Source organism: Vibrio mediterranei, assembly GCF_900088415.1.
GTDB lineage: Bacteria > Pseudomonadota > Gammaproteobacteria > Enterobacterales > Vibrionaceae > Vibrio > Vibrio mediterranei.
The window spans coordinates 748,290-770,771 of record NZ_FLLQ01000002.1 but is presented as its reverse complement, the minus strand read 5'-3'; the positions used below and the strand labels follow the sequence as shown (position 1 = coordinate 770,771).

Annotated in this window: 22 protein-coding genes and 2 pseudogenes; 4 read left to right on the top strand and 20 right to left on the bottom strand. The window is 42.2% G+C overall.

Annotated features, from left to right (window positions below):
• Positions 1-5: 5 nt before the first annotated feature.
• The 4 genes from VME0621_RS09685 to VME0621_RS09670 form a co-directional block, all read right to left on the bottom strand.
• Positions 6-1,016 carry an efflux RND transporter periplasmic adaptor subunit gene (locus VME0621_RS09685; protein ID WP_062458218.1) on the bottom strand — a complete coding sequence of 337 codons (1,011 nt, stop codon included), beginning with the start codon at positions 1,014-1,016 and terminating at the stop codon, positions 6-8.
• A 428-nt stretch (positions 1,017-1,444) separates the two neighbouring features.
• Complete coding sequence (locus tag VME0621_RS09680) at positions 1,445-1,891, bottom strand: YeeE/YedE family protein (protein ID WP_062458214.1); 447 nt, start codon at positions 1,889-1,891, stop codon at positions 1,445-1,447.
• Between the two features lie 11 nt (positions 1,892-1,902).
• The gene (locus VME0621_RS09675; protein WP_062458211.1) at positions 1,903-2,319 is read right to left on the bottom strand and encodes a YeeE/YedE family protein; all 417 of its coding nucleotides are present in this window, start codon (positions 2,317-2,319) and stop codon (positions 1,903-1,905) included.
• A 301-nt stretch (positions 2,320-2,620) separates the two neighbouring features.
• Complete coding sequence (locus VME0621_RS09670; protein ID WP_062458208.1) at positions 2,621-2,914, bottom strand: ArsR/SmtB family transcription factor; 294 nt, start codon at positions 2,912-2,914, stop codon at positions 2,621-2,623.
• A 193-nt stretch (positions 2,915-3,107) separates the two neighbouring features.
• Here VME0621_RS09670 and VME0621_RS09665 point away from each other — a divergent pair, with 193 nt between their 5' ends.
• Positions 3,108-4,814 (top strand): FAD-dependent oxidoreductase, encoded by a 1,707-nt coding sequence (locus VME0621_RS09665; RefSeq protein WP_062458201.1) that lies wholly within the window; start codon positions 3,108-3,110, stop codon positions 4,812-4,814.
• 517 nt (positions 4,815-5,331) lie between these two features.
• On the opposite strand, the gene VME0621_RS09660 is transcribed toward VME0621_RS09665, so the two are convergent.
• The 7 genes from VME0621_RS09660 to VME0621_RS09630 form a co-directional block, all read right to left on the bottom strand.
• A complete protein-coding gene (locus tag VME0621_RS09660) occupies positions 5,332-5,988 on the bottom strand; it encodes a DsbA family oxidoreductase (protein ID WP_062458198.1) in 657 nt (218 codons plus the stop codon).
• Between the two features lie 10 nt (positions 5,989-5,998).
• Positions 5,999-6,274, bottom strand: a complete 276-nt coding sequence (locus VME0621_RS09655; RefSeq protein ID WP_062458195.1) for a rhodanese-like domain-containing protein — start codon at positions 6,272-6,274, stop codon at positions 5,999-6,001.
• A gap of 437 nt (positions 6,275-6,711) precedes the next feature.
• Positions 6,712-6,903 carry an N-acetyltransferase gene (locus VME0621_RS09650; protein ID WP_306345520.1) on the bottom strand — a complete coding sequence of 64 codons (192 nt, stop codon included), beginning with the start codon at positions 6,901-6,903 and terminating at the stop codon, positions 6,712-6,714.
• A gap of 899 nt (positions 6,904-7,802) precedes the next feature.
• A complete protein-coding gene (locus VME0621_RS09645) occupies positions 7,803-8,201 on the bottom strand; it encodes a globin (protein ID WP_062458191.1) in 399 nt (132 codons plus the stop codon).
• A 28-nt stretch (positions 8,202-8,229) separates the two neighbouring features.
• Entirely contained in the window at positions 8,230-8,511 is a 282-nt protein-coding gene (locus tag VME0621_RS09640; RefSeq protein ID WP_062458188.1) for a hypothetical protein, read from the bottom strand.
• A gap of 356 nt (positions 8,512-8,867) precedes the next feature.
• A complete protein-coding gene (locus VME0621_RS09635) occupies positions 8,868-10,262 on the bottom strand; it encodes a DEAD/DEAH box helicase (RefSeq protein ID WP_062458186.1) in 1,395 nt (464 codons plus the stop codon).
• Positions 10,256-10,801 carry a VspR family transcription factor gene (locus VME0621_RS09630; protein ID WP_062458183.1) on the bottom strand — a complete coding sequence of 182 codons (546 nt, stop codon included), beginning with the start codon at positions 10,799-10,801 and terminating at the stop codon, positions 10,256-10,258. Before VME0621_RS09630 ends, VME0621_RS09635 begins: the two co-directional genes overlap by 7 nt.
• A 94-nt stretch (positions 10,802-10,895) precedes the next feature.
• Between VME0621_RS09630 and VME0621_RS09625 the strand changes: the two genes are divergently transcribed.
• Entirely contained in the window at positions 10,896-11,102 is a 207-nt protein-coding gene (locus VME0621_RS09625) for a helix-turn-helix domain-containing protein (protein ID WP_062458179.1), read from the top strand.
• Positions 11,103-11,538: 436 nt separating this feature from the next.
• Here the strand turns inward: VME0621_RS09625 and VME0621_RS27025 are convergent.
• The 8 genes and pseudogenes from VME0621_RS27025 to VME0621_RS09590 form a co-directional block, all read right to left on the bottom strand.
• A pseudogene (locus VME0621_RS27025) lies at positions 11,539-11,919 on the bottom strand (recombinase family protein).
• A gap of 38 nt (positions 11,920-11,957) precedes the next feature.
• Complete coding sequence (gene bcp / locus VME0621_RS09620) at positions 11,958-12,422, bottom strand: thioredoxin-dependent thiol peroxidase (RefSeq protein WP_062458177.1); 465 nt, start codon at positions 12,420-12,422, stop codon at positions 11,958-11,960.
• A gap of 167 nt (positions 12,423-12,589) precedes the next feature.
• On the bottom strand, positions 12,590-13,093 hold the full coding sequence (locus VME0621_RS09615) for a hypothetical protein (protein WP_062458174.1): 504 nt from the start codon (positions 13,091-13,093) through the stop codon (positions 12,590-12,592).
• Positions 13,093-15,285, bottom strand: a complete 2,193-nt coding sequence (locus VME0621_RS09610) for a site-specific integrase (RefSeq protein ID WP_062458170.1) — start codon at positions 15,283-15,285, stop codon at positions 13,093-13,095. Before VME0621_RS09610 ends, VME0621_RS09615 begins: the two co-directional genes overlap by 1 nt.
• A 14-nt stretch (positions 15,286-15,299) precedes the next feature.
• Complete coding sequence (locus VME0621_RS09605) at positions 15,300-17,618, bottom strand: hypothetical protein (RefSeq protein WP_062458167.1); 2,319 nt, start codon at positions 17,616-17,618, stop codon at positions 15,300-15,302.
• A complete protein-coding gene (locus VME0621_RS09600) occupies positions 17,618-19,021 on the bottom strand; it encodes a tyrosine-type recombinase/integrase (protein WP_062458164.1) in 1,404 nt (467 codons plus the stop codon). Before VME0621_RS09600 ends, VME0621_RS09605 begins: the two co-directional genes overlap by 1 nt.
• A gap of 91 nt (positions 19,022-19,112) precedes the next feature.
• Positions 19,113-19,445: pseudogene (gene bcp, locus VME0621_RS09595) on the bottom strand (thioredoxin-dependent thiol peroxidase); the annotation flags it as partial.
• 34 nt (positions 19,446-19,479) lie between these two features.
• Positions 19,480-20,022 carry a glycine cleavage system transcriptional repressor gene (locus VME0621_RS09590; protein ID WP_038227842.1) on the bottom strand — a complete coding sequence of 181 codons (543 nt, stop codon included), beginning with the start codon at positions 20,020-20,022 and terminating at the stop codon, positions 19,480-19,482.
• A gap of 286 nt (positions 20,023-20,308) precedes the next feature.
• On the opposite strand from VME0621_RS09590, the gene dapA reads away from it, so the two are divergent.
• Positions 20,309-21,187: a 4-hydroxy-tetrahydrodipicolinate synthase gene (gene dapA, locus VME0621_RS09585; RefSeq protein WP_038227841.1), complete on the top strand. Its 879-nt coding sequence runs from the start codon at positions 20,309-20,311 to the stop codon at positions 21,185-21,187.
• Between the two features lie 50 nt (positions 21,188-21,237).
• On the top strand, positions 21,238-22,257 hold the full coding sequence (gene bamC / locus VME0621_RS09580; RefSeq protein ID WP_038227840.1) for an outer membrane protein assembly factor BamC: 1,020 nt from the start codon (positions 21,238-21,240) through the stop codon (positions 22,255-22,257).
• A 15-nt stretch (positions 22,258-22,272) separates the two neighbouring features.
• Here bamC and VME0621_RS09575 read toward each other — a convergent pair whose 3' ends face one another.
• On the bottom strand, positions 22,273-22,482 hold the full coding sequence (locus VME0621_RS09575) for a DUF2897 family protein (protein ID WP_038227839.1): 210 nt from the start codon (positions 22,480-22,482) through the stop codon (positions 22,273-22,275).

Genomic DNA, 22,482 nt, shown 5'->3' with positions numbered 1-22,482 from the left:
GCCCTCTAGTTCTTATCACGAAGATATTTGACGACGTCTGATACTATCTCATCGCCATTTTCTAACCCACTGAGTACTTCGACCTCTTTGCCGTTGTCATACCCTGCACGAATAGGATTCATTGATACTTCAGAGCCATTAACTCGATAGACAACACTTAATTCCCCTCGTTTAATAACGGCGGTACTTGGGATCAACATGGCATCTTTTTCACCATACGCAAAAGCAACTTTTACCCACTCTCCTGGGTAGATGCTCTTTGGTTCCTCTAATAACTCTAAACGAAGTTGGAAAGCTCTAGACTGTGGGTGGGCATAATTGAAAAGTTTTGCTTCGTACGGCTCTAACTCAATACCATTAATGGTTCTAATACTAAATTGTTCTGGCCCCTCTACTTTGTCTCTATAGCGTTGAGGTAGTTCAGTAACCACGCGCAAAGGAGACAAAGAAAAGCCAGTAATAAGTTGACTACCAGGTGCTACCGTTTCCCCCAACTCAACATAGCGTTTTGTTACGACTCCAGTGTACGGTGCTTTGATGCTTGTATACCCAAGAGACTCTTTGGCCTGTTTTACAGCGGCTTCTGCAGCTCGAACTGCTGACGTTGCAGATCGAGTCTCAGCTTCGGCGTTATCGAGGCGTTCTTTGGAGATCGCTCCCTTTGGATAGAGCTCTCTATATCTGTTCACTTGAGCTGTGCTACGGAAAAGCTCCGATTTAGCGCTGCTTAACTGTGCAATTGCAGCGTCTAATGAAGCGGACTGTTGCTCAGCACTTATTTCAAGCAACACGTCCCCTTGAGTGACAACATCGTTAACATCAACATTAACAGCGATAACTCTGCCTGATGTTTGCGCCGCCAACGTACCTTGATTCACCGCTTCAACGGTACCGTCCAGCACTACTGTTGAGTTGGTTGGCTTGGTTGCGACTGATACCGTGTTCAGAGACGGAGAGGCTATACCACTACTTGCGTATAAACTAAAAGCGACTACGCTTAACATTCTGACCTTCATTGATGACCTCTTTCTTACTTTAGCATTGCCTAATGTACGTAACTATAATACACAACATTAGCAATGTCTAATTTAAAGTTAGTTCAGCTATAGAACGAAGGTGACTCACAGTAATAGATTGATAGTTATAATTTTTTGAACCAGTGTTTTTATATGACTGCAGGCTTAGAGTGTTAGCTTGATAAATTTTATGTAGGTCTGACAAAGGGAAACGCGTGTTTATCACTAGAGGAATGAATAAGTTCAGGGTATAGCGGGAGCGTTAATCTAGGGTCAAAGTAGACGTTGAGCTGTTGAAGTTAAATCGATGTATAGCGTGATTAGAAGCAATCAAACTAACAAAATGAGCGGACACAGTTTCACCTTATACCAGCGGTGGATATAGTGAATGTTCCCCCCGACACTACACAGTATCGGGGGGAAGATGATTAAAGTCCTTTTACGGCGTTTTGACGTGTGGATTTTCTGCTCAAAGTAAAAGATCCTAGTTGCATACCTGCCAACATTGCTACTACGAAATATACAATGCCGGCACTACCGTTAGCGATAGATGCCACTGCCGGCCCAGGACAAATACCAGCGATGCCCCAACCAATACCGAACAAGATAGCACCTGTGATCAGCTGGCCATCGATTTTTCTGTTATCGGACAGGCAAAATTTATCTGTACAAACTGGCTGCTTACTTTTTCTTGATACAAGGAAATAGGTTGGAGTAAATACTAATAAAGCTCCCCCCATTACGAATGCTAGGTTTGGAGACCAAGCCCCATGAATATCCAAAAATGCAATTACGTTTGCTGGTTCACTCATACCTGAAAGGATCATGCCGACACCAAACAGAAAGCCACTTACAATTGAAATAAAACGATACATAACAGACTCTCTTATAAAACGTGTAGCATTACATATGCAGTGATCATAGCACTACCCATGAACGTCATAGTGGCAACAATCGAGCGCTTTGATAGCCTACCCATACCGCATATACCGTGTCCACTCGTACAACCATTTCCGATTTTAGTGCCGATACCCACTAATAGGCCTGCAATAACGATCAAATAATCCGGAACAACCATTTCAGCGATAGGTGCATTTAAGACTTTTGCGCTCAAAACGCCACCCGCAATCATTCCTATGACAAACAGCAACCTCCAGTTCTTGTCGATGGTTTTTGGTTCAAATAGTCTGCCAACTATCCCACTTATGCCAGCAATCTTGCCATTGAAGTGCAAGAGTAAAATTGCGGACAGTCCAAGCAACATACCACCAAACAATGACGCCCAAGGAATAACAAGTTCCATAGTAACCTCTACTAAAAATTAAACCAAAATCTCTTTAAGCAATAAAACTTCGTAAATTCAATTGATTAAAGGTATTTGTCTTAAAAGAGGTATCGAACAAATCAGGCACTTTACTTAAGGCTTTGCTAATATACACCATTTTTATCACTCGTGTATATCTAATTGACACTAATATTGCGTTAAGTCAATCGAACGTTAACTATGCGACAGTGGCGGAAGCGATGTGATGGGATGGGATGGATAAGCTTTTTGGGGGCTTAAAAGATGCAAGTCCTTCTGAAAATCAGCATATTCACAGTATCTACTCAGAGTAGATACTGTGAATATGCTTTACTAAATCAATAATTCTTTTGTCTTTCAGAGAGTAATAGACGTGTTGCGACTCTTTTCTAATAGTAACAAGGCGAGCTCTTCGTAAAACTGATAAGTGTTGAGAAAAAGCAGATTGACTTAAATTAGAGCTACTCTGCAATTGACCCACACCAACTTCGCCCTCAGATAACTGACACAGTACGAACAATCTCTCCGGATGGGACATCACCTTTAAAACCTCAGACACGTCAGAGGCACGTTCTTTCATCTGTTTAAAATCCATACTACTTACACCTATTTGTACTATGTAGGAAGTATCTACCCAAAACGCTACATTAGTCAATACTTATTTAAGTAATAGTTAATTTAGATCATCTTACATTAGACATCGCTTATTTTGGTGGTATAGTGTAATGAGTACCTTGGTTAAGAGCGTGAAAGCGATCTTAAGCAAATAAAACAAATGAGGACTTATTATGAAGAAGAAGATAGTGATCATCGGTGGTGTTGCCGGTGGTGCATCAGCCGCAGCAAGAGCGCGTCGTTTGAGCGAAGATGCGGAAATAGTGATGTTTGAGAGAGGGCCGTTTGTTTCTTTCGCTAACTGTGGTCTGCCTTATCACATAGGTGGCGATATCCAAGACCGCTCTAAATTGCTTCTTCAAACACCAGAAAGCTTTTTAGCTCGTTTCAACGTTGATGTTCGAGTGATGAACGAGGTTGTTTCAATTGATAGACAAAGCAAGAAGGTTTTAGTAAAAAACCTTCTAGATAACACGGAATACTCAGAGAGTTATGACTCGCTAGTATTGAGTCCAGGCGCAGCGCCTTTCGTTCCTAATATCGAAGGAATCGACAATCCACTCACACATACACTTCGAAACATTCCTGATATGGACAAAATTATTCAGTCCATTCAATTGAACAAACCAAATCACGCTACTGTAGTTGGTGGCGGGTTTATTGGCCTTGAAGTGATGGAAGCCTTTGAGCAGCTTGGTATCAAAACTTCACTTATTGAAATGGCTGATCAAGTAATGACACCTGTTGATCGAGAAATGGCTGGTTTCGTTCATTCGGAAATCAAAGCCAAAGGTATCGACCTACGCTTGAATACCGCATTGGAGTCTATCTCGTTTGAACAAAACTGCACTGTAGCCAGCAAAGATGCTGGTCAATCCACAGAGAATCAGCATCTGCAAGGCAAGCTTACCTTATCACTCAGTAACGGTGACAAGCTTGACACAGACCTCTTGGTAATGGCAATTGGTGTTAGACCAGAAACTAGGTTGGCTGTTGAGGCTGGACTACAGCTAGGTGAGCTTGGCGGCATATACACAAATGAAAAAATGCAGACAAGTGACCCTGATATATACGCTGTGGGGGATGCAATTGAAGACAAGGACTTTGTAACTGGAAAACCTGGTCTTGTTCCACTCGCTGGTCCAGCAAACCGTCAAGGCCGAATGGCTGCTGACAATATCTTTGGACGCAGTGAAAGCTATCAAGGCACTCAAGGAACCGCAATATGTAAAGTATTTGACCTCGCCGTTGCGTCCGTTGGCAAAAATGAGAAAACTCTCATTAGAGAGAACATGGATTTTGAAAAGGTATACGTACACGCTGCCAGTCATGCAAGTTACTACCCTGGCTCAGAAGTTGTTTCTCTTAAACTATTGTTTAATAAAAAGACTGGCAAAATTTTGGGCGCTCAAGCTGTCGGCAAGGATGGTGTTGATAAGCGAATCGACGTACTTGCCGTGGCTCAAAGGGCTGGGATGACTGTAGAGCAATTACAACACCTAGAGCTCACCTATGCTCCACCATATGGGAGTGCCAAGGATGTAATCAACCAGGCAGCATTTGTTGCTAATAACATCGTAGTGGGTGATGTGGTTCCTGCACATTACGCGGACGTTAATAATTTGACTGAAGATCAGGTTTTACTGGATGTCCGTAACCCTGGTGAGCTTGAAAACGTTGGTTATTTAGAGGGCGCAATCAATATACCAGTTGATCAGCTAAGAGGTCGATTGAGTGAGTTACCAAAAGACAAAGAAATCATTGTTTACTGCCAGGTAGGATTGAGAGGCAATGTAGCTTACCGTCAACTAATCAACAATGGCTTTAAAGCTAAAAACTTGATCGGTGGATACCGCACCTATAAGTTTGCTGACGCTTAATCTATACAATAATTCGGGAGTTGCAGTGTGGAAGGCATAGGGGCGCCCATCCGCACTGCTTTTTTAACTAGGCAACCCACAGATAATAGTGTGGGATGATATTCCACTAAATCAACTTCTACAACGTAGTTTTATTTGTTACATCTCAATAACATCTATTCGATTGTACTCTCTCAATTTCAATATATTAAAGAGTTGTCTTTTGCAAAGCTCTTCAGTACTTGAGCTCCTCACTCCAAATCAACCGTAAGCTCCTATCTGAATCATATTCTTTTAGCTCATGCTTCAGGTAAATTGAGTAGCTTGTTTTTTCGTTTGAACATTAGGTGATACTTAGGAAGAATAAAAGTTATGCTTCCTCAACTTCGACTAGTTTGATCTCGACCATGGAGGGAAGATAGTTTTTTGGATGAGTTGGTTGACTAAGTTATGAAATGCCTAAAAAACCCAGTTACCGCGTTCAATAGATTGTGGTAACTGGTGAGATACTTGGTATTTTAATGGTTTACTCTTCAATTCAACACCAGCTGACTCCGTGTTTGCTCGCTGGCTGAGCTAGCTCACGGATGTTTGCATTGATAACATGGAAACTAACATTGCCGAACAGTACCTGACGCCCGCCATCCAATATGTACGTTGGACTACCTTTAATCTGGTGGTTCTCTCTAAATAATTGGTCAGACCAAAGTGCGGCATAAGCCTCTCCATTCTCAATGAACTTATCCAGCGATGAAACTGAAATACTCTGACTCTCAAGTATGTCATGAAGAACCTTCGTATCGCTAACATCTCGACCACTCGAAAAGAAAGCATCTCTAATTGTACTTGCCAAAGACTGTACATTGCTATCGCTAGCCCCTGACATAGCGAAGGCTTTAAGGTACAAATGTGCAGGCATAGAGGAGGTTGGTCTTGTTGTAGTCCAGACATTTTTATGCAGTTGTAGCTCTGGGAAGTTAGTGACAACATCGACCGTGTGAGCAGCAAAGCCTTCAAACCCCCCTCTATCTTTCCAGCCGTCTGCTATTCTCGAACCAGTATCTCCGAACAAATTAATAAATCGAGGCTTAATTTGAATTTCATCCCCCCAATGGTTCTTCAACTCTTTATTCCGATGCTCAGCAACCCAAGCCCATACACATAAAACGTCAGTTACATAATCTATTTTTACCATTGTGATAATCCTAGTATTGAGGGTGAGTTACTGTAATGTTTCGAGCATTTTGAAGTGTACCTACATTTACAACTTCAGCATAGCCAAAGGATTTTAAGTACTGCTCCGCTTGACTTGCTCTCATCCCTGAAGCGCAGTACACGAGAACTGGCGTGCTCGTGTCCAAGTTACTATTTGCAAGGCGGTGAATTTCCTGTAGAGGCACATTATAAGAACCCTCAATGCTATCCCTAGTAAACTCTTCAATAGAGCGTACATCGATCAAATTGTAGTTTGCTTTTTTCATAAGTACCTCTGAATATCTTTATTTAGCATTTGCTAATGTAGCTTATGCTTTAATATAAGTCAATCCTCCGTGACTGTATAGATCTATTACATATAATGAATGCTTGCTAGATAAGGGTTATCATTGCCATGAGTTATGACTGTGTTAGATAGTTGCTATCTTGAATAACACTAAACCTCAAACTTAGATGTCAACACCAAATCTTTATTTATAAGGGCTGGCTACCATATAGTAGTTCCCGAACTGTTTTTCTAAAGCGTAAACACTACTTGGATTTGAAAGCTCGATATAATCAATTGGCGCAAGTACATGCAGCTTTGTAGCTGTAACACATTATTGAGGGCTTTCTTGTCAGACATCATAGAGCTCTTTCAAAGGTACCACCTTCTTCTCGCCAGATATTAGGAAAAAGTACCTTGAAGGCTTAAATGTTTGTATTACCGTTTTTCCATGAGTAAAAGACCCCAAACCTCACCGTCGAAAGAGTGAGAGCCATTTTCACGCGATGTCACGGTAAAACCCATAGACTCATAGCAGTTTCTCGCAACTAAGTTTTGTTCAAATACGGCCAATGATAGTAAGCTGGCGTTGTATTTTTCTTTTGCCAACTCGACTAACTGACCAAGCATGAGCTTTGAAACAGCGCAATTACATCTAGCCAATCTCTATTCATGTTACACATGTTGCCAGTGAAGGGTTTTAACGATGTAACAAAAGTAAGACTTAAATTCATTATTTCTCCACCCATATAACACCAACAAAGTTATCTTTGTTACTGACTCTCGGCTAACAAACTGCTTCTGTATCTTTGGCTAAAACTAATTTGGCAAAGTATCTTTCGTTTAGTTGCTCCGACTCGCCCTTCTGCGGAAGAGTATAGTGCGCTGCTTGGACTCAAGGCCTGCAACGGCGCCAGTGTTGGCTGGTGATATTATGTAACAGATAAGCTTCAGCTTTCCTTAACCCCTTTTGTCGGCTTAATCCAGACATCACTCCCGAATTCGATACTAAGAACTTGTGGGAGCTCAACGCTCAATTGACAGGAGACTACTATCGCTGGAACTTCACCTATCGGAATACCTTCAAACAATAGTCGGTAGGAAAGGTGTGTGAGTTTGATGCTCTAAAAACGACGTTTGAGTTTCAAAGGTTGGAAGGGATACGCGTGGACTGGTACGGACAAGTTGAGCCTCGCCAAGTTCCGCTCACGCCATACATCGCTCACAGACAATCGTATCAAGAAAATGAATGTTCCAATTCCAAAGCCGCTGTTGATGTGAAATATGATTTGTTAAGTAAACCTGTCCGTCAATGTTGAGTACCAGTAATAGCAAGGGCTCAATAGTGGTTTTGGCTTACTAATAAGCTCTCTAAGCAACATTGATAGTGTTCAGCTTGTTACCGTGATGGCGAGTTTATCTTTTTAGTATTAGTTAGAGAATGCTAAAGGCTCATCTGTAAAGTCGCGCCCTCGAACAAAGCGCATTATTAAAGTGATGCTTTGTACAAGCACAAAATGAAGCGAGTCTTAGCACGCTTTTTCCTTCATTATCTCAATGCCTAAATTCAGCACATTACGCCAGGCGAGTTCGATGCTTTCATCATACAATGGGTCATGTATTTCCACGGTTGCTAAAAGGCTATCGACCCACATGTCGAGCTCATTTTCAGAAATATCCAACCTCATCTCTTTGTGCTTTGTGGCCAATTTTCTGATGGCTTCACGTATGGAAGTGGTTGTGGACGTATTCTGTATCAGAACCAAAGACGCTTTGAGCATACGTGCTTGTTTCTCTACGTCGACCCCATCAAAACGTTCTAAGAAACGTGGGTTTGCATCACAAAAGATAGTCAAAAAGTCGGTCATAAATTCGGTACCGATACGACACCGTTGATAACTGTCAAGAAAGGCCTCATTGTTGTTCATGTACTCCCTGTCAACCGATGAAGATAGATTAGCGATAATTCAAAAGGCATTTTTCTTTGCGACAAGTAACCATGTAGTATACATGATCACCTTGGTGCTCTTTGACTTCAAAGTAGATGGTGGATTTGTTTAGCCCATCTTTGAAGGCAAAGACAAACTCTGCATCATCAATGCTCAATCCCTCTTTCTCAAGATGGTCAGCCATTGAAAGTTTTGCTTGCTCAATTACCCTCTCATCCTTCAAGGGTATAAGTGCTGCCTGTGCGAAGGTGGAGGCAAAGACAAAAATAAGAACAGACAATAATTTCATTCCGACTCCTGTAATTAAGCGATCTCTCGTTTCATAATAGTAGTATTCACTCAACCAAAATTACATCATATAGCGTTCAGTTTAGCCCAAATAATTTAGTTTTCATTGGACTAAACTCGTATGAATTGAACGCCCAACGCTTTTGAAATTGGGACAAAATGATTGACTGGTGATTTACGCGTCAAAGTGAGAGTATGAGGTGCAAACAATGCTCATGGGACTTCAGGCGCCTTTTTCTATCGAGAATGCGTCATGACGAGAAACCCAGATCTCTAGTGCCGAACAATAGAAGCGTAATAACTGTAACTCGACGAATTAGAGGTTCTTTGGTTGCCTCGAGCTAGATGTGATGATGTTTAGTACAGTGATTTAATATTTCGGAAGGCCTCAATAACTCTTTGATTGAACTCATCAAGATGAACATGTTGAGATGAGCCGATGTCCTCACTTGCTAAGTCCATCTCTGCTTTATCCGATGATTCCCATGACAATAATCCACCAACTGTTGTATCTTCGTCTTTAGTCGCAGATTGCAAGGATCTTTCTCTCAGTTTGTTTAGTTCGTGATGGCTAGAAACTGATTTGCTGATGAAAGTGCAGCTTTCAGGGATATCAATTTCAACTTGCTCGGCGAATTGAAGCAGTTTTGCCTCAGCAAAGGTATACAGCCACGCTTCTTGATTCATGTCTTTGGTGGTTCGCAATATCCGCCCAAGTACCTGACGGAAGTATAGCTCTGTCTTGATGTTTGAAAGGTAACAACAAACCTGTAGCCGGGGTATATCGGTTCCTTCACTGATCATGCCTACACTAATGATCCAACTGCACGCACTGTCTCTGAAGCGCTGAATAGTCGACTGTGCGTCTTGTGTTTTATAGGTCACAATGGTTGCAGATTGATTGAAGCGTGTTGATAGTATTTGAGCTATTTGCTTTGCATGTTTTATTGAAGAAGCAACAATTAAGCCACCGGCACACTCGTTTGTTCTTCTGATGCGATTTAGCTGATTTGTCCCTTCTTCAAGAATATAACTGAGGGCATCAATGTTTTTGATTACAGCTGAATAACGAACGTGACCGCTAGATACAAGTTCGTTGATCGAACCAAAGACCTCGCTACCGTTCGAGTCAGAGAATACAGTTTTATTACAATCAATCAATGCAACGTTTGGGCGTCGACATACTCTGTCTTGCACAGCCTGTGAAAGAGGGTACTGGTAATCACATAATATTTTTCCTTCTGGATCAGAATATGTAGCGAGAGTGACGGGAGTCCGATTAGAACGCCAAGGAGTGCCAGTGAGTGCAAGTGTATAGGTGGCCGCCTTTTGGACTATCGCCAGCGTGTGGTAGCCCCAAGAGTTGTAATTGTCGTCGTTGTCGCCACCACAATGATGAATTTCGTCGAAGACACAAAGCACTCTATAGTTTGCTAGTGTATCCCAAAATGCTTGACTCACTGACCTAAGTGATTGATAAGTTATTGATATGCCCTTATCACCAATTTGGCCTTTAAACTTACATGCTAGGTGCCTAGAGAATGTTCCCTCAATACTCGTTGCAACGACTTTTGAAGGCGAAAAACATACTACGAAGTCAATCATTTTCTCATCAAACAGTTTCTTAGTGAGGCTTGCAGCCATAATCGTCTTGCCAGCACCAGGTGTAGCTTGTGCCAGAAAATGAAAAGCACCATTATTGTACTTTTCATAAGCGAGTTGAACACACTCATGTTGCCATACTCTTAACATGACACTAGCTCAATTTGACTTAATCGGTTAAGAGCTTCTGACCACACGTTCAGTTTTGCTACAAGCAATGCCGCCTTATTTGTTGCATTTGAGTGCGGTTCATCTAGCAGTCTACGAAGCTCCCTTGAGCGTTTCATAAGCGTTTTATACTCTTTGATCTCCTCTAGTGTGATTGTGAGCTCTGCCTCTATATCAGACTTTTCTCGTTGTAGGGTTGTGTACATTGGTGTCGATTTTAAGCTAGCGTTGGCTACCCTCGAGCTTCGTGCCCGCTTGTCCTTAAGTTCAAACTTTGTCTCATGAAAAGCACTGGTTTTTGAGTAAACCTTGTTGTGCTTTGAACCTCGACTTACTGCAAGTCCCGCCTTTTCGAGCTTATCTAATTGCCTTGCGACAAATTGACGAGCGTTAGAGACACTGCCATAGGCATCAGAAACACTTTGTATGTGTTTACGTATCTCCGACACGCAAAAGTTACTTATCGTAGGGTGAGTAATGGCTTCATATACATCACGATTAATTTGATAGGTTTTGGTCATAAGAGCACCGTCAAAACAGAAACGATGCGGATTATAGTCCGTGGATATATTTGCATCAAGAGTGGATAGTCTTTGATTTTGAGAGCTACATAAAATGAAAGACTTAGCGAAGCAGTTTGGTGACAATCTACGTAAAAAGCGTTTGAGTAAATCCATTGCACAGGAAAAACTGGCATTGATGGCGCAGATAGATCGAAGTTACATTGGTCGAGTCGAACGTGGTGAAGTCAACATTACTCTCGAGAAAGCTTATACGTTGGCGTCAGTGCTGGAGTGCGATGTTAGAGAACTATTGCCATAAAGTCAGCTAATTACCGTCGCATAGATAAGGCCAAGCCCCCACAGGCTAACGCGCAAACTAACAAAAATGAAGTAGTAGCTTAACCTGTTAATATAAATCCTACTCCGAATACCAAACATGTTTGTTGTACATGTTAGCGATGATTTGGACAGAAACGCGACACATCCTTTCGTTTCTAACATGCTTCATCTAGCGGTTATTCTCATGATCGTGAGGATCTCCTGCCGCGAGTAAATAACTCAAAACATTCGACCAAGTCGCGTAAACCGGCTTTGCAACGCATTGAATGAGATTCTCTTTTTCAATGGAATGACGATAATTTTGTGGAAGACTTGGAGTTCGTAATGGAGCAAAAGCGAGTCTTAAAAAAGGAGGGAGGTAAGTTAGGTTATTCAAAGAACATATCAGCCTGAAACTGAACCTTCTTGTTATGCACTCACCTGGCTTCCGACCAAGAGTAGAATCTACTTCCAGAGATCGAGATACTGCGCTCTTTCAGTTGTATAAGGATTTCTGCCTTGGAGGTGTTTTAATCAATGAGGGTCAATATATAAGCTGTGTGCTCATCGAGTTTGGATTTCACCTTCTGGCCCTTCTGGCGACACAGACGAGTTATATCCGATACAATGACGCTTTGTTGAGAGTTGATGAGGGAAGATAACTTCCGCTCACTAAGTTCTGTCTTGGTGGCAGGCACATGTTCTTAGATCCAATCTGATATTTGTATGCCATGTTTAACGGCGTACGCCGTGATAGTTTCTCTTTGAGATTCGCCATCGGCTCTTTGTGAATCTGATACTCGAATGTAGCCAATCATGCCTGCCCCAAGGTGAAGAGTTAATTGTTCATGGACGGTTATTTGTTGTTTAGGTAGTCCAATACAACTTCATGGTGATCTTTGGTCTTAAACTTGTTAAACACATGCTCAAGTTTGCCAGACTCATCAATCAGGAAGCTTGTTCTTATAACGCCCATATTTTCACGGCCCATGAACTTCTTGAGTTGCCAAACACCGTATTTCTCACAAACTTCGTGTTCTTCATCAGCTAGTAGAGTGAAGTTCAGTTCTTGCTTGTTGATAAAGTTCGTCAGTTTTTTGGGAGTGTCTGGGCTGACACCAAGAACCACAACATTGTGGGCATCTAGTTCAGCTTTTGTATCACGTAGCCCCTGAGCCTGAACCGTGCAGCCTGGCGTTGAGGCTCGTGGATAGAAGTAGAGCAGCACCTTTTTTCCTTGAAGCTCTGATAGTGTCACTGGGTTGCTGTCTTGGTCATTAAGCGTAAAATTTGGTGCAGTTTGTCCGGCTTCAATTGCCATTGTCTTGTCCTTACTTTCTTTATTTGAACTATTTGCGGATAGGTGTGGTGAGCTACATCCGGTCTAGAGCACTTTTATAATGTTAGAGTGTGCATTTTTACCGATAGCTAACCGTCCTGTCTAGTGATTACTCCAGACAGGATAAGGTTGGGTGGCAGTGCTAAATACTACTTTGGTTTTCTAAATGGGTGTGCAACCACATTGTCTAAACGAGCCGAGACGATTTTATCCATAGCTTTTTCTCGCTGGCTCTCATGCAGCATATCCATAAGCTCTTGAACTACTTTTACGTGAATGGCTGCTTGAGCGGCCAAAGCCTCCTTATGGCTTTGAGCCTCAGCGTAATATTCTTTTTTCTTCTTATCGGCTTGAGTTCGTTCGCCTTTGAGCGTTTTTATTTCCTTTTGAAGCACTTCAATAGGGGAGTCTGTAGCCTCATCTTGAGCAACTTGCACTTCCAATGATTTGTTTTTTATCATCAGAACGACATCACTATGCCTTCTGAGTGCGCCAGCGGAAAGCCCTGCTTCTTTTTCAACATTGCTGTTGTTGATTTTGAGCTTGCCTTTTCGTGCCTTATTACGCAGTTCTTTTGATGTTAACTTTGCTACATCGCCGCTCAACAGTCTTTCTAATGCTTCGATTAGATTCTTTTTGGTGGTCTGTGACATTATGAAACAACTCCGAATGGGATGAGTAACTCTCTAACTTCATTTGGAAAAGCAACAGGCTCATAGTCGATACCTAAATCACCCATAATACGTTCAGCCGCTTGAATTTTAATGTAAGATTCAGAGGCCGTTTGAGGGGTGAGTTCATTATTTTCAATATCGTAAAGCATGTGAATTTCAGCTTCTTTACGCTTTGCTTCAGCAAATACGGCATCCACGATGTAGTCATTCTTGCAATCTACACATTCTATTAGGTTAACAAGCGTTCTTAGCCCGCAAGTGGTCGAGGTGCAATATATCCCTGGCGCAACCGCATGAAGGTGTAGGTTTTGATTTCGAATTTGCTTTTTCCAATAATTAAGAGAAAGCATGTCATTATCCACCTTGTCTTTGAATAAGTTACGGTTGGTTTTGGTCATGCTTTTTGCAAACTCTTTGCCTTTACCGCCTGCAACTCTCTCCTTGTTTGCCAATTTCTCATATATGCTTAAGTAGACACGGGCTTTCTGGTCGATCCGTTCTTCATCAATTTCATTCGCAAGTGTCTTTTTCTTTTGTCTGATTTTTTGAAACTTACTGGCATTTTTAGCGTAGTGCCGCGTCATTGCCATAGACACATGACTAAATTGCTGTTTGAGTTGCGGGTAGTTACAAAGCTCATAACCAATTAAGTAGTAAGCAAAAGAGCGGCGAAGTTGGTGTGGCGTAAACTCGTAATTGCTACCCAATTCAAACGACAAATTGGGGTCGGATACTTTCAGGTCAACAATGTCTTCATTGGTTAGCGCAAGCTCTTCACCCATAGCGTCTTTAAACCAAGCTATAGAGTGTTTACTTATTCCTTTTTTGCTTGTTTCACTGAAATCCTCTTTTATCTTATGGAAGAAGGATTTTGAGCCAGAGTGGCGATTTCTAAGTGGCGTGTGCAACGCTTGAAGAACTTCATAAGCTTTCATGCCAATCTCAGTGGTAACAAACTCATCTTGTATTGATTGAGAGCCTTTGTTGGTTTTTGATAAGTCAGCATGGATAACATATATATTCTGGCGTTCGATTCTGTCTTTAGTACAGCCCTGAGCGGTGTTCAGGTTATACATTTCATCGCCTCTCATTCCTGTTCGAGCCATTAATCCCCATAAGCAGCCACCATTGAGCGTTGTAAAAAGCACTTGAGCTTCGATTAGGTTGGTGATTGTCCAGTGCCCAATCGTTAGCTCTCGTTCGGTGTGGAAGTTATCAATGTAGCTGTTATGAATCTCTGGTTTATGGTGGTGAAGAAGCGTCAATACTTCATCTTCATTTGGAGAGTGCAGCGCGGTGAAGGCTTGTTGAAAAGCAAGTGTGCGCTTTTTGGAGTGAGTGTTCTTGGCTAAGTACCATATAATACCACCGTTTTTTTGTCTAGCTTCACCACTGACCAGATACTTGGCATAACCTGCATAGGCTTTTTCACAATAGGTGGCAATGTAATCTGCCAATTGCCCTAGTTCATGACGAAAAGCGTAAGCTGTATTTATCACCTCTTCTGACTTTTGAAGCCCTAGATAGTAGAGTCTTTGTGGAATAACGGTATATTGTTTTGCTTCTTTAAGAACTAAACCAAAATCCGAGGCGTTAAGTTTTTTATTTAGGCCAACCTCAAATGGCAAGCCTTTGGCTTCCACATAAAGGCGATTTAACCCAGCGTAAATTTTATCTCTTTCAAAGTCAATATCGGTAAAGCCTGTTAGTGCCCAAGTTTCGAGACGGTCAAAGTCAAGCGCAGATAGCGTGTTAAGCCCCTCATTTAATAGCGGATTGATGACTTTTTTTAGGTTAGTTAACGCATTATAAAGAGTGCCAAAGGAGTGGTCATGAGGTGAAAGCCACATCATTTTAAGAAGGAGAGCTTTAAGCTCATTTTTTAGATTGCGCTCAATCACTCTACCATCGTTCGTAAAATCTAGTGTTAGGGTTTTCTTTGCTTGCGGGTCAATATAAGGCTGCAAGTTTCTCCATGCCTCATCATCGCCAATTTTACCTAATGATTTACCTGTTACCGTAAAGCCTATCTCAAGGGCTTCGAGCTCTTCCCAATCGCCGCGCTCAATCGCTGGCTTTAATACATCGATTAAGTAATTGGCATGAACGCCAACATTTTGTTGCGCTTTAAGAAGCTTGTTTTGGTGCTCTAGGTCAAAGGGTTTTATCATGTGAGCCTCCGTAACTATAGGGATAGAATCGCATGGTCGATGGACACTCGTGGGTGACGACCTTGGGTATTAAATTTGTTCATGGCTTCATCGAATACATCGTCGCTTGCTCCATCGAGCGTAAACTCAAACTGCTCGATTTTTTCAAGAGCCTCTCCTTTCGAATCAGGGAACATATCCAGCCCTTCCTTTAAAACATCGATGTATGAAATAAGCTTGTAAATGGCGTCAACCTCATCTACCGCTTTGGCGGATTGGCACTTGTGACACATATCAAACTCGGCGCAAGGCAAGTCTATGCCTAGCGCATAGTTCGTTTCACGTTGTGTATTCTTACCATCAACAATGACTTGCTTACCATTGCAGGCGATTCCATTGGGGTTGGTTTTACGTTTTAGCTCACCTTCCTCGTATGTCAGCATAGGAATACCACGCCTTTTAGCTACAGCGTCTTTTGCTTGCTCTAAGTTATTGTCAAAGAGATTTTCGATGACTTCTATACTCTGAGAGATAATGACTTTATTGAGGGATGGAAGCCCGTTGATGTAACTTCTCTCTATGGTTTCTTGTTTGTTTTGGAGCAAGCTTTGAACGGCTTGAATACCTCCCTCGGCATAAGCTTGGTTGCTGTTCATTTCTCGCCAGCGACTTGATTGAAGAGATAAATAGTAATGGTTGGGTTCAACAGACCATCTTCTCATTAGACTTGCTGAAATAGGGCTGATGCCTTCCCAATCTGAAGGAACACTACGGGAAGTCTTTGTTAAAAGCAGCCGTTCGTATTTCTTAGGCTGTTTGTCTGCTTTTTCTGTCGCATATTGTTCAATATCTTTGATTAACGCTAAATCAGAAGCAGGGACTTTGAAGGATCCTGTTTCGCTATGTCTATAGTAAAAAGAAACGGTAACGTTGCCATCACTATCTTTTTCTGAGTAGGTGAGTGGAAGTAAAATTCCTTTGAGCGGTAAGTCTGTGTAACAAGATAAAATGCAGTACGCACTGTTGCTCGCCCCTTGTTCTGCCCTATTTTTGGAAGCTGCCTGCACATCCTTATGAACAACATTGCGACCTAAGTGATTCACGACCTTCTTTAATGAGATGTACTGTTGGTTTCGATAGGCGTAAAACAACTCTTTAAACCAAGGCAGGCTACCAGCCCTATAGGGCGATAACAGGTGCAATTGGTTAACGAGTTGTTTATTTAGCTCTCTCAAATCAAACGAACCATTGACTTCAGAGTGATTATTGAGAGTAAAAAGCAGCTCTGAGCCGTCTTCACCACTGCCGTAGAGTTTGGATAATCGTTCTAGTAGCTTTATAAACTTCACGCCATCGCGCTTATTGACGTCAAAGAGCTCACCCACTAGCAGAGCATCGACTTCACTGTTGGCGCGAGGCTTATGGCTTGAGACTTTGACTACTTGCAGGCTCTTATCTCGCGCTTCTGCATGAACATGAATTGGGTGAGCAATGTTTCGAATGTTGCTGTCGTTCAGTGATGTGAAAAAACACATTAAATGATAGGCAGCGCCCATCGTAAGGTTAAAGGCAGAGCCAGTATTAACAGTGGTGCCACTTTTACCTCGACCTCTAGCTGCCAATGATGTCGGGATGTGAACGGTTTCCTCTTGCAAACCAAGGCTAATGATAAGAGGCAGTGTTTCGGGTAAAGGAATATTGCTTTCTTTAGCCGCAATGAGCTGTGGCGCAAGAGTGAAAAATAAAGTCTCTAATCGTGTGACCAGTAACTCTTCTTCATCTGAGTACCCCTTAAATGGCGTTTTTTCTCCAGTAAACCCTCGGTGGTTTCTCGCCCAATCGGAAATAGGCAAACCGCACCATTCAAGGGCACTACGAAGGAATGAAAGCATTGTTGGAACGGTGGATTCTTTAATCCCTAACTCATCACCGTGATTGTATTCCCATAGCCGTTTTGAAGGGGTAAACATCTTTATACGATGCCTTAATTCGCCATCGTTGCCAGCATACTTCAAATAGCCGTTTTCGGTAAATGGGTTAACATTTATGGCATCACAAAAAGCCAGATAGCTGCGCAAGTTCTCGTAGTTTGAGCTGGCGGTGTGTGCTGAATTGCCATTGTTGACATATTGTTTAGCTTTTTTGCAAAAAGATCGGATAAATACAGCTCGACTGTTTATCTTTTCGTTTTCTTTGCTCCCCCCTAAATGCAATAGGTGAGAAACATCGAACTGCCGTACTTGGTTTGATTTATTATCTTTATAAGGAATCTCAAAACTCAAGGGAACAATATTTTGATTGTTTCGTAGATGCTTGACGGCTTTGGACTGTTTTGCGATTTTGCTTTTTGCCATTACGACCAACCTCCGTTTATTTTGCGGTTTTTGGCTTTAGCCGTGTTGATTTGGTCGTCTAGCTTATTCATGTACTGAATGTACTTTTCGGTGGTCGATGTGCTGGCGTGTCCCATCAATTCCGCTAACTCACCCATAAGATAGTTGTAGCTAACATTACGCTCTTTTGATTCTTCCCAAAGCCAGTGAGTCGCAAAGGTAGAACGTAAATCATGAATTCTGTAGTACCAAGAAGAGTCCACTACCCGAATCTGCTTTCTAAGGTTTGAAAAGTGTGTTTCTAACGTATTAGCCGAGTAAGGCACACCTTTGTTTGAGAGAAATAGGTACGCAACGGTATCTATTTCGTTGCCTGCCTGAATAAGCTCATTGCGCTTATTTAGGTTTTTAAGTTGCGTGTGACTTTCTTTGTGTATCTCTAGCTCTTCGTACAGCTCTATAGGGATTTCTACGGTACGCTCTTTACTACCTTTAGTGTGGGTAATTTTGATTGGCACAGCATCTAAATCTCTGTAGTCAGCGTTTCCGATGTCATGAGCGGGGAAGTGAATGGCTTCATCTATTCTAAGTCCTGCTTCGACACATAGGCGAAAGATGAGTTTTGTCGTCTTTGGGAGTGACGTTATATGCTCATTAAATAAGGCTTTGTGCCCGGGGTGCATGGGCTTGAGTTTTTTATGAGCAGGCGTATTTTGTTTTTTAGGAAACATCTTCATGATATTGGAAGTTTCATAAGTACGCTGTGAGCCAGATTTTGTGTGAGCCAGAATATCGTGTTGGTTTAACTCCTGATGAACTGTTTCTGTGGTGTAGTGCGTAACGATATTTTCATCGTTATTTTTGATGTAGCCGTTTTTTTGCATCCACTTATAGAATCCAATTACCACACCCATATAGGTGCGAGCGGTAGATAAACTAAAAGCCTCGTTGCCATTGGAGCCTTCAATATCATTGCAGTTAGCAAGCAGGAACTCAGCAAATTGCCAGGGAGCACCTTCTTCTTCGTACTTCGATAGGGTTTTATACGTTAGATACTCAGGTGGTATTTCATGACCATCTTCATCAACTTGAGAGCGGTGAGTCGAATCCAAATAACGAGTGAAAGCTAGCAAACCCTTTGCGATTGAACCTGTGTCTTTTACAGCCGCTTCACCACGCAATTTAGATACTAGATAAAGAGACTGTGGATAAACCACTCTACCGTCAGGAGCAACGATGATATCGGTTTTCTTTATGCGTGATTTTAGATTGGAAGGAGAGAGGTAGGGAGAGTATGTCACTTCCCCTGATTCAGTATCGGTATTTGTAGAGATTCTGAGCTTTGCCAATGTATCGACCTCGACAGAAAGAAGTCGGAAGTCATCATAAGCATCAGAACACTTTTCTTCATACGTTTCTATCACAAAACAATCCTCGATATGCTACCCACATATCAAAGATAGGTTTGTCATAAAAATATATCAAGGTTTTTTGTCATGAAAAATTTCCAAGGGTAAACTTCTTCTCGCCCCAAACACCGAATTGGTCTGCAACGGCATGGTCTTCATCTGAGAGAAGCGTAAAGTTAAGTTCATCACGCTCAATAAATTTACCTAGACGTTTTACTGGGTCAATACTGACACCCAATACCACAACGTTGTGAGCGTCAAGCTCGGCTTTAACGTCACGTAGTCCCTGAGCTTGCACGGTGCAACCCGGTGTCATAGCTTTAGGGTAAAAGTAAAACAGGACTTTCTTACCTTTGAAATCTTGTAGCGTGACGGTGTTGCCGTCTTGGTCGAGCAAAGAAAAGTTTGGAGCTGGTGCGCCCGCAGTCAACGTGTTCATTGAAATTCCTTTGAAGCTGAATGGTGTTATTATTTTATTTACTACCGCTGATGAAGTTCAGCGAGCCTTTTACTGATAAGCGGTGACATAAAGAGTCGAACTCTTCTTGTAACTGCATCAAATTACAATTTTCTTCGACATTAGCTGTTAGAGCGATCTGGAATTGATCGACTTCTGTGCCCGCACGCTCTTTGACAATAGTTTGCGCGCTTAATGAAGCTAGACCGATCTGTTTATCGGCGAAAAACTGGGTAAATTGTTCAGTTAGTCCAACGCGGTCTTCTGATTCAATAAACACTTCAACAGTATATTGATTCGGTAAGGCGTCGTGTTTGGATGTACGTTTCATCATCGTAATGAGATCATGTTCTTGCCCTAAAAGTGGCAATGTGGTCTCAACTCTTGTGATGTAACTTGGGGTGCCGGATATTAGCATGATGAGAGTAAACTCATTACCAAACATGGCAATACGACTATCGATGATGTTACACCCGGCTTGTGCGACCAGATGTACGACTTCATTACAAATCCCTGGGCGGTCAGTACCAACGGCGGTAATCACTAAATACTGATTCATGGTGTCACTCTAAAGTCCCTATTTGATGATATGGTAGCACAGCTCTCGGTAAAGCTCTTGTGATAGATGTAACCGAATACCGACAAATTTAAGGGGAATAAGTTTATCAGTCAGAAAATTGACCTGTTGATGACACCTCGAAATAGTAATAGCGCACCTTATACGTGCCTCATATCTGAAATCTGATAATTATTCATTCACTTCTTGCGGGGATCGTTTTTAATCTCTTGTGTTTATCAATAGCATTACAGTACCATGCAAGTAGTATCAATTTAGGGAGATCACCATGTTTTCAGGAAGTATTGTTGCCTTATTAACCCCATTCACTCCAGACGGCGAAGTGGACTTCGTTAGCTTACGAAAGCTAGTTGAGTATCATATTGAAGCTGGTACAGACGGTATTGTTGCTGTCGGTACAACAGGTGAGTCTGCAACACTAACTGTTGAAGAACATGTCAAGGTCGTCGCGAAGACGGTTGAGTTTGCTGAAGGTCGTTTACCAATTATTGCTGGTACAGGTGCAAACGCGACGCATGAAGCTATTACATTTAGCCGCTTATTTAATAATGTTGGTATTGCGGGCTGTCTGAGTGTGACACCATATTACAACAAGCCAACGCAAGAAGGCATGTATCAGCACTATAAAGCTATTTCCGAAGAGACAGACATTCCACAAATCTTGTACAACGTACCGGGTCGTACTGGTGTTGATCTACTACCAGAGACGGTTGCACGTTTATCTGAGATTTCAAACATCGTTGCACTTAAAGATGCGACAGGTGATTTATCACGAGTTCAAATTCATCGTGAACTTTGTGGCGAAGATTTTATCTTACTAAGTGGTGATGATTCGACAGGGCTTGATTTCATCAAGCAAGGCGGCACTGGTGTGATTTCCGTAACGAACAACATTGCAGCGGCGGACATGGCAAAAATGATGAAGCTGGCTCTAGAAGGTAAATTCGAAGAAGCTGAAATCATCAATCAACGCCTTATGCCTTTGCATAAAAATCTGTTTGTAGAATCTAGTCCGATCCCTGTGAAGTGGGCTGCGCATAAAATGGGTTTGATTGACAACGGAGATTTACGTTTACCTCTTGTTGAACTATCCGAGCAAGCGAAACCTATTGTTGCTCAAGCTCTAACAGAAGCTTGTATTTACTAATAGAACATTAAGAGGAGTGAACTATCGCTCCTCTTATTAAGGGAGTATCAATGAAATTTTCTCGTCAGCTAGCGGTATCGTCGTTAGCTGTTATTGTTTTAGCCGCTTGTTCGAGTGACCCTAACACTCGTCGCGAAGCAAAAGATGACTTTAACTACCTAGATGCGCCACCGCTAGAAAGTTGGACACTACCGGAAGATGCCACGCCTCAGTTCTATCCCAATTATGAAATTCCTAAAGGGGATTACTCGGGTGGCATTGGCCGCGAGGTTGATATTCGTCCGCCTCAACAAGTTTTAGAGCTTATCCCTGGTGCTCGAGTAGAAAGACAAGGCTCCGACGTAACACTGTGGCTGCTACAAAAAGATGAGATGGATAAAGTATGGTCAACGGTCAAGACCATGCTGGCTGAAATCAATGTCAAGGCACGAAAAGAAACCGATGACTTTATCGAAACCGACTGGGTGTCTTGGGTCTCTGAAGATGAAGACGTTGAGATTGGTAGCCGTTACGAGATAAGCCGTTTCGAAGCAAACAATCGTTATGGTTTCAAAATGAAGCTTATCGATTGGCGTGAGGGTGGAAAAGATAAGCCAGTAACTCGTGTTAACGAAGAGCGTTACAACACATTGATGACAAATCTGGTCACTGCTCGCTATGACAGAGACCTTCGTGAAGAAGCTGCTCTTCGAGCTCAAGAGTTGGTCAAATCTATCCCGATTAGCATGGGTACGGACAGAAGCGGTTTGCCAGTCATCATTGCACGCACACCGTATAATGTAATGTGGCAAGAGATCCCAGAGCTGCTGCCGAAGATGGGCTTCACCATTGAAGAGCGCAACCAGTCTCAAGGTACTGCAAAAGCCAAATACGCTGCACCGGATGATGCGTTTTGGAATGATGTTGGCTTGAAGCCAATCGATCTAGAGCCGGGCGACTACACCTTCCTATTCGGTGACTTGGGAAACCGTACGTCGATTAATGTCACGGATAAAGATGGTAAGCCAGTAGCAGAGAACTTACTCCGCTCTCTAGAGCCGTTAATATCGACAGTGATTAAGAAAGACTAAAACAAAAAAGGACCGTTAAGGTCCTTTTTTTATGTCTTTGTCATCATCGCCATATTTTTGTTTATCTAACTCATTGAGGCGGTCGAGTTCATGTTTACGTGAACGGACGTTATCTTCTTGGTTGAACTTCATATTGGCGGTGTGTTTCAGTGCTGCAATGTTGCCAATAACAACGGCTACAACAACAATAATGATAACCCACGGGTTAAATAGCCATTCGATCAT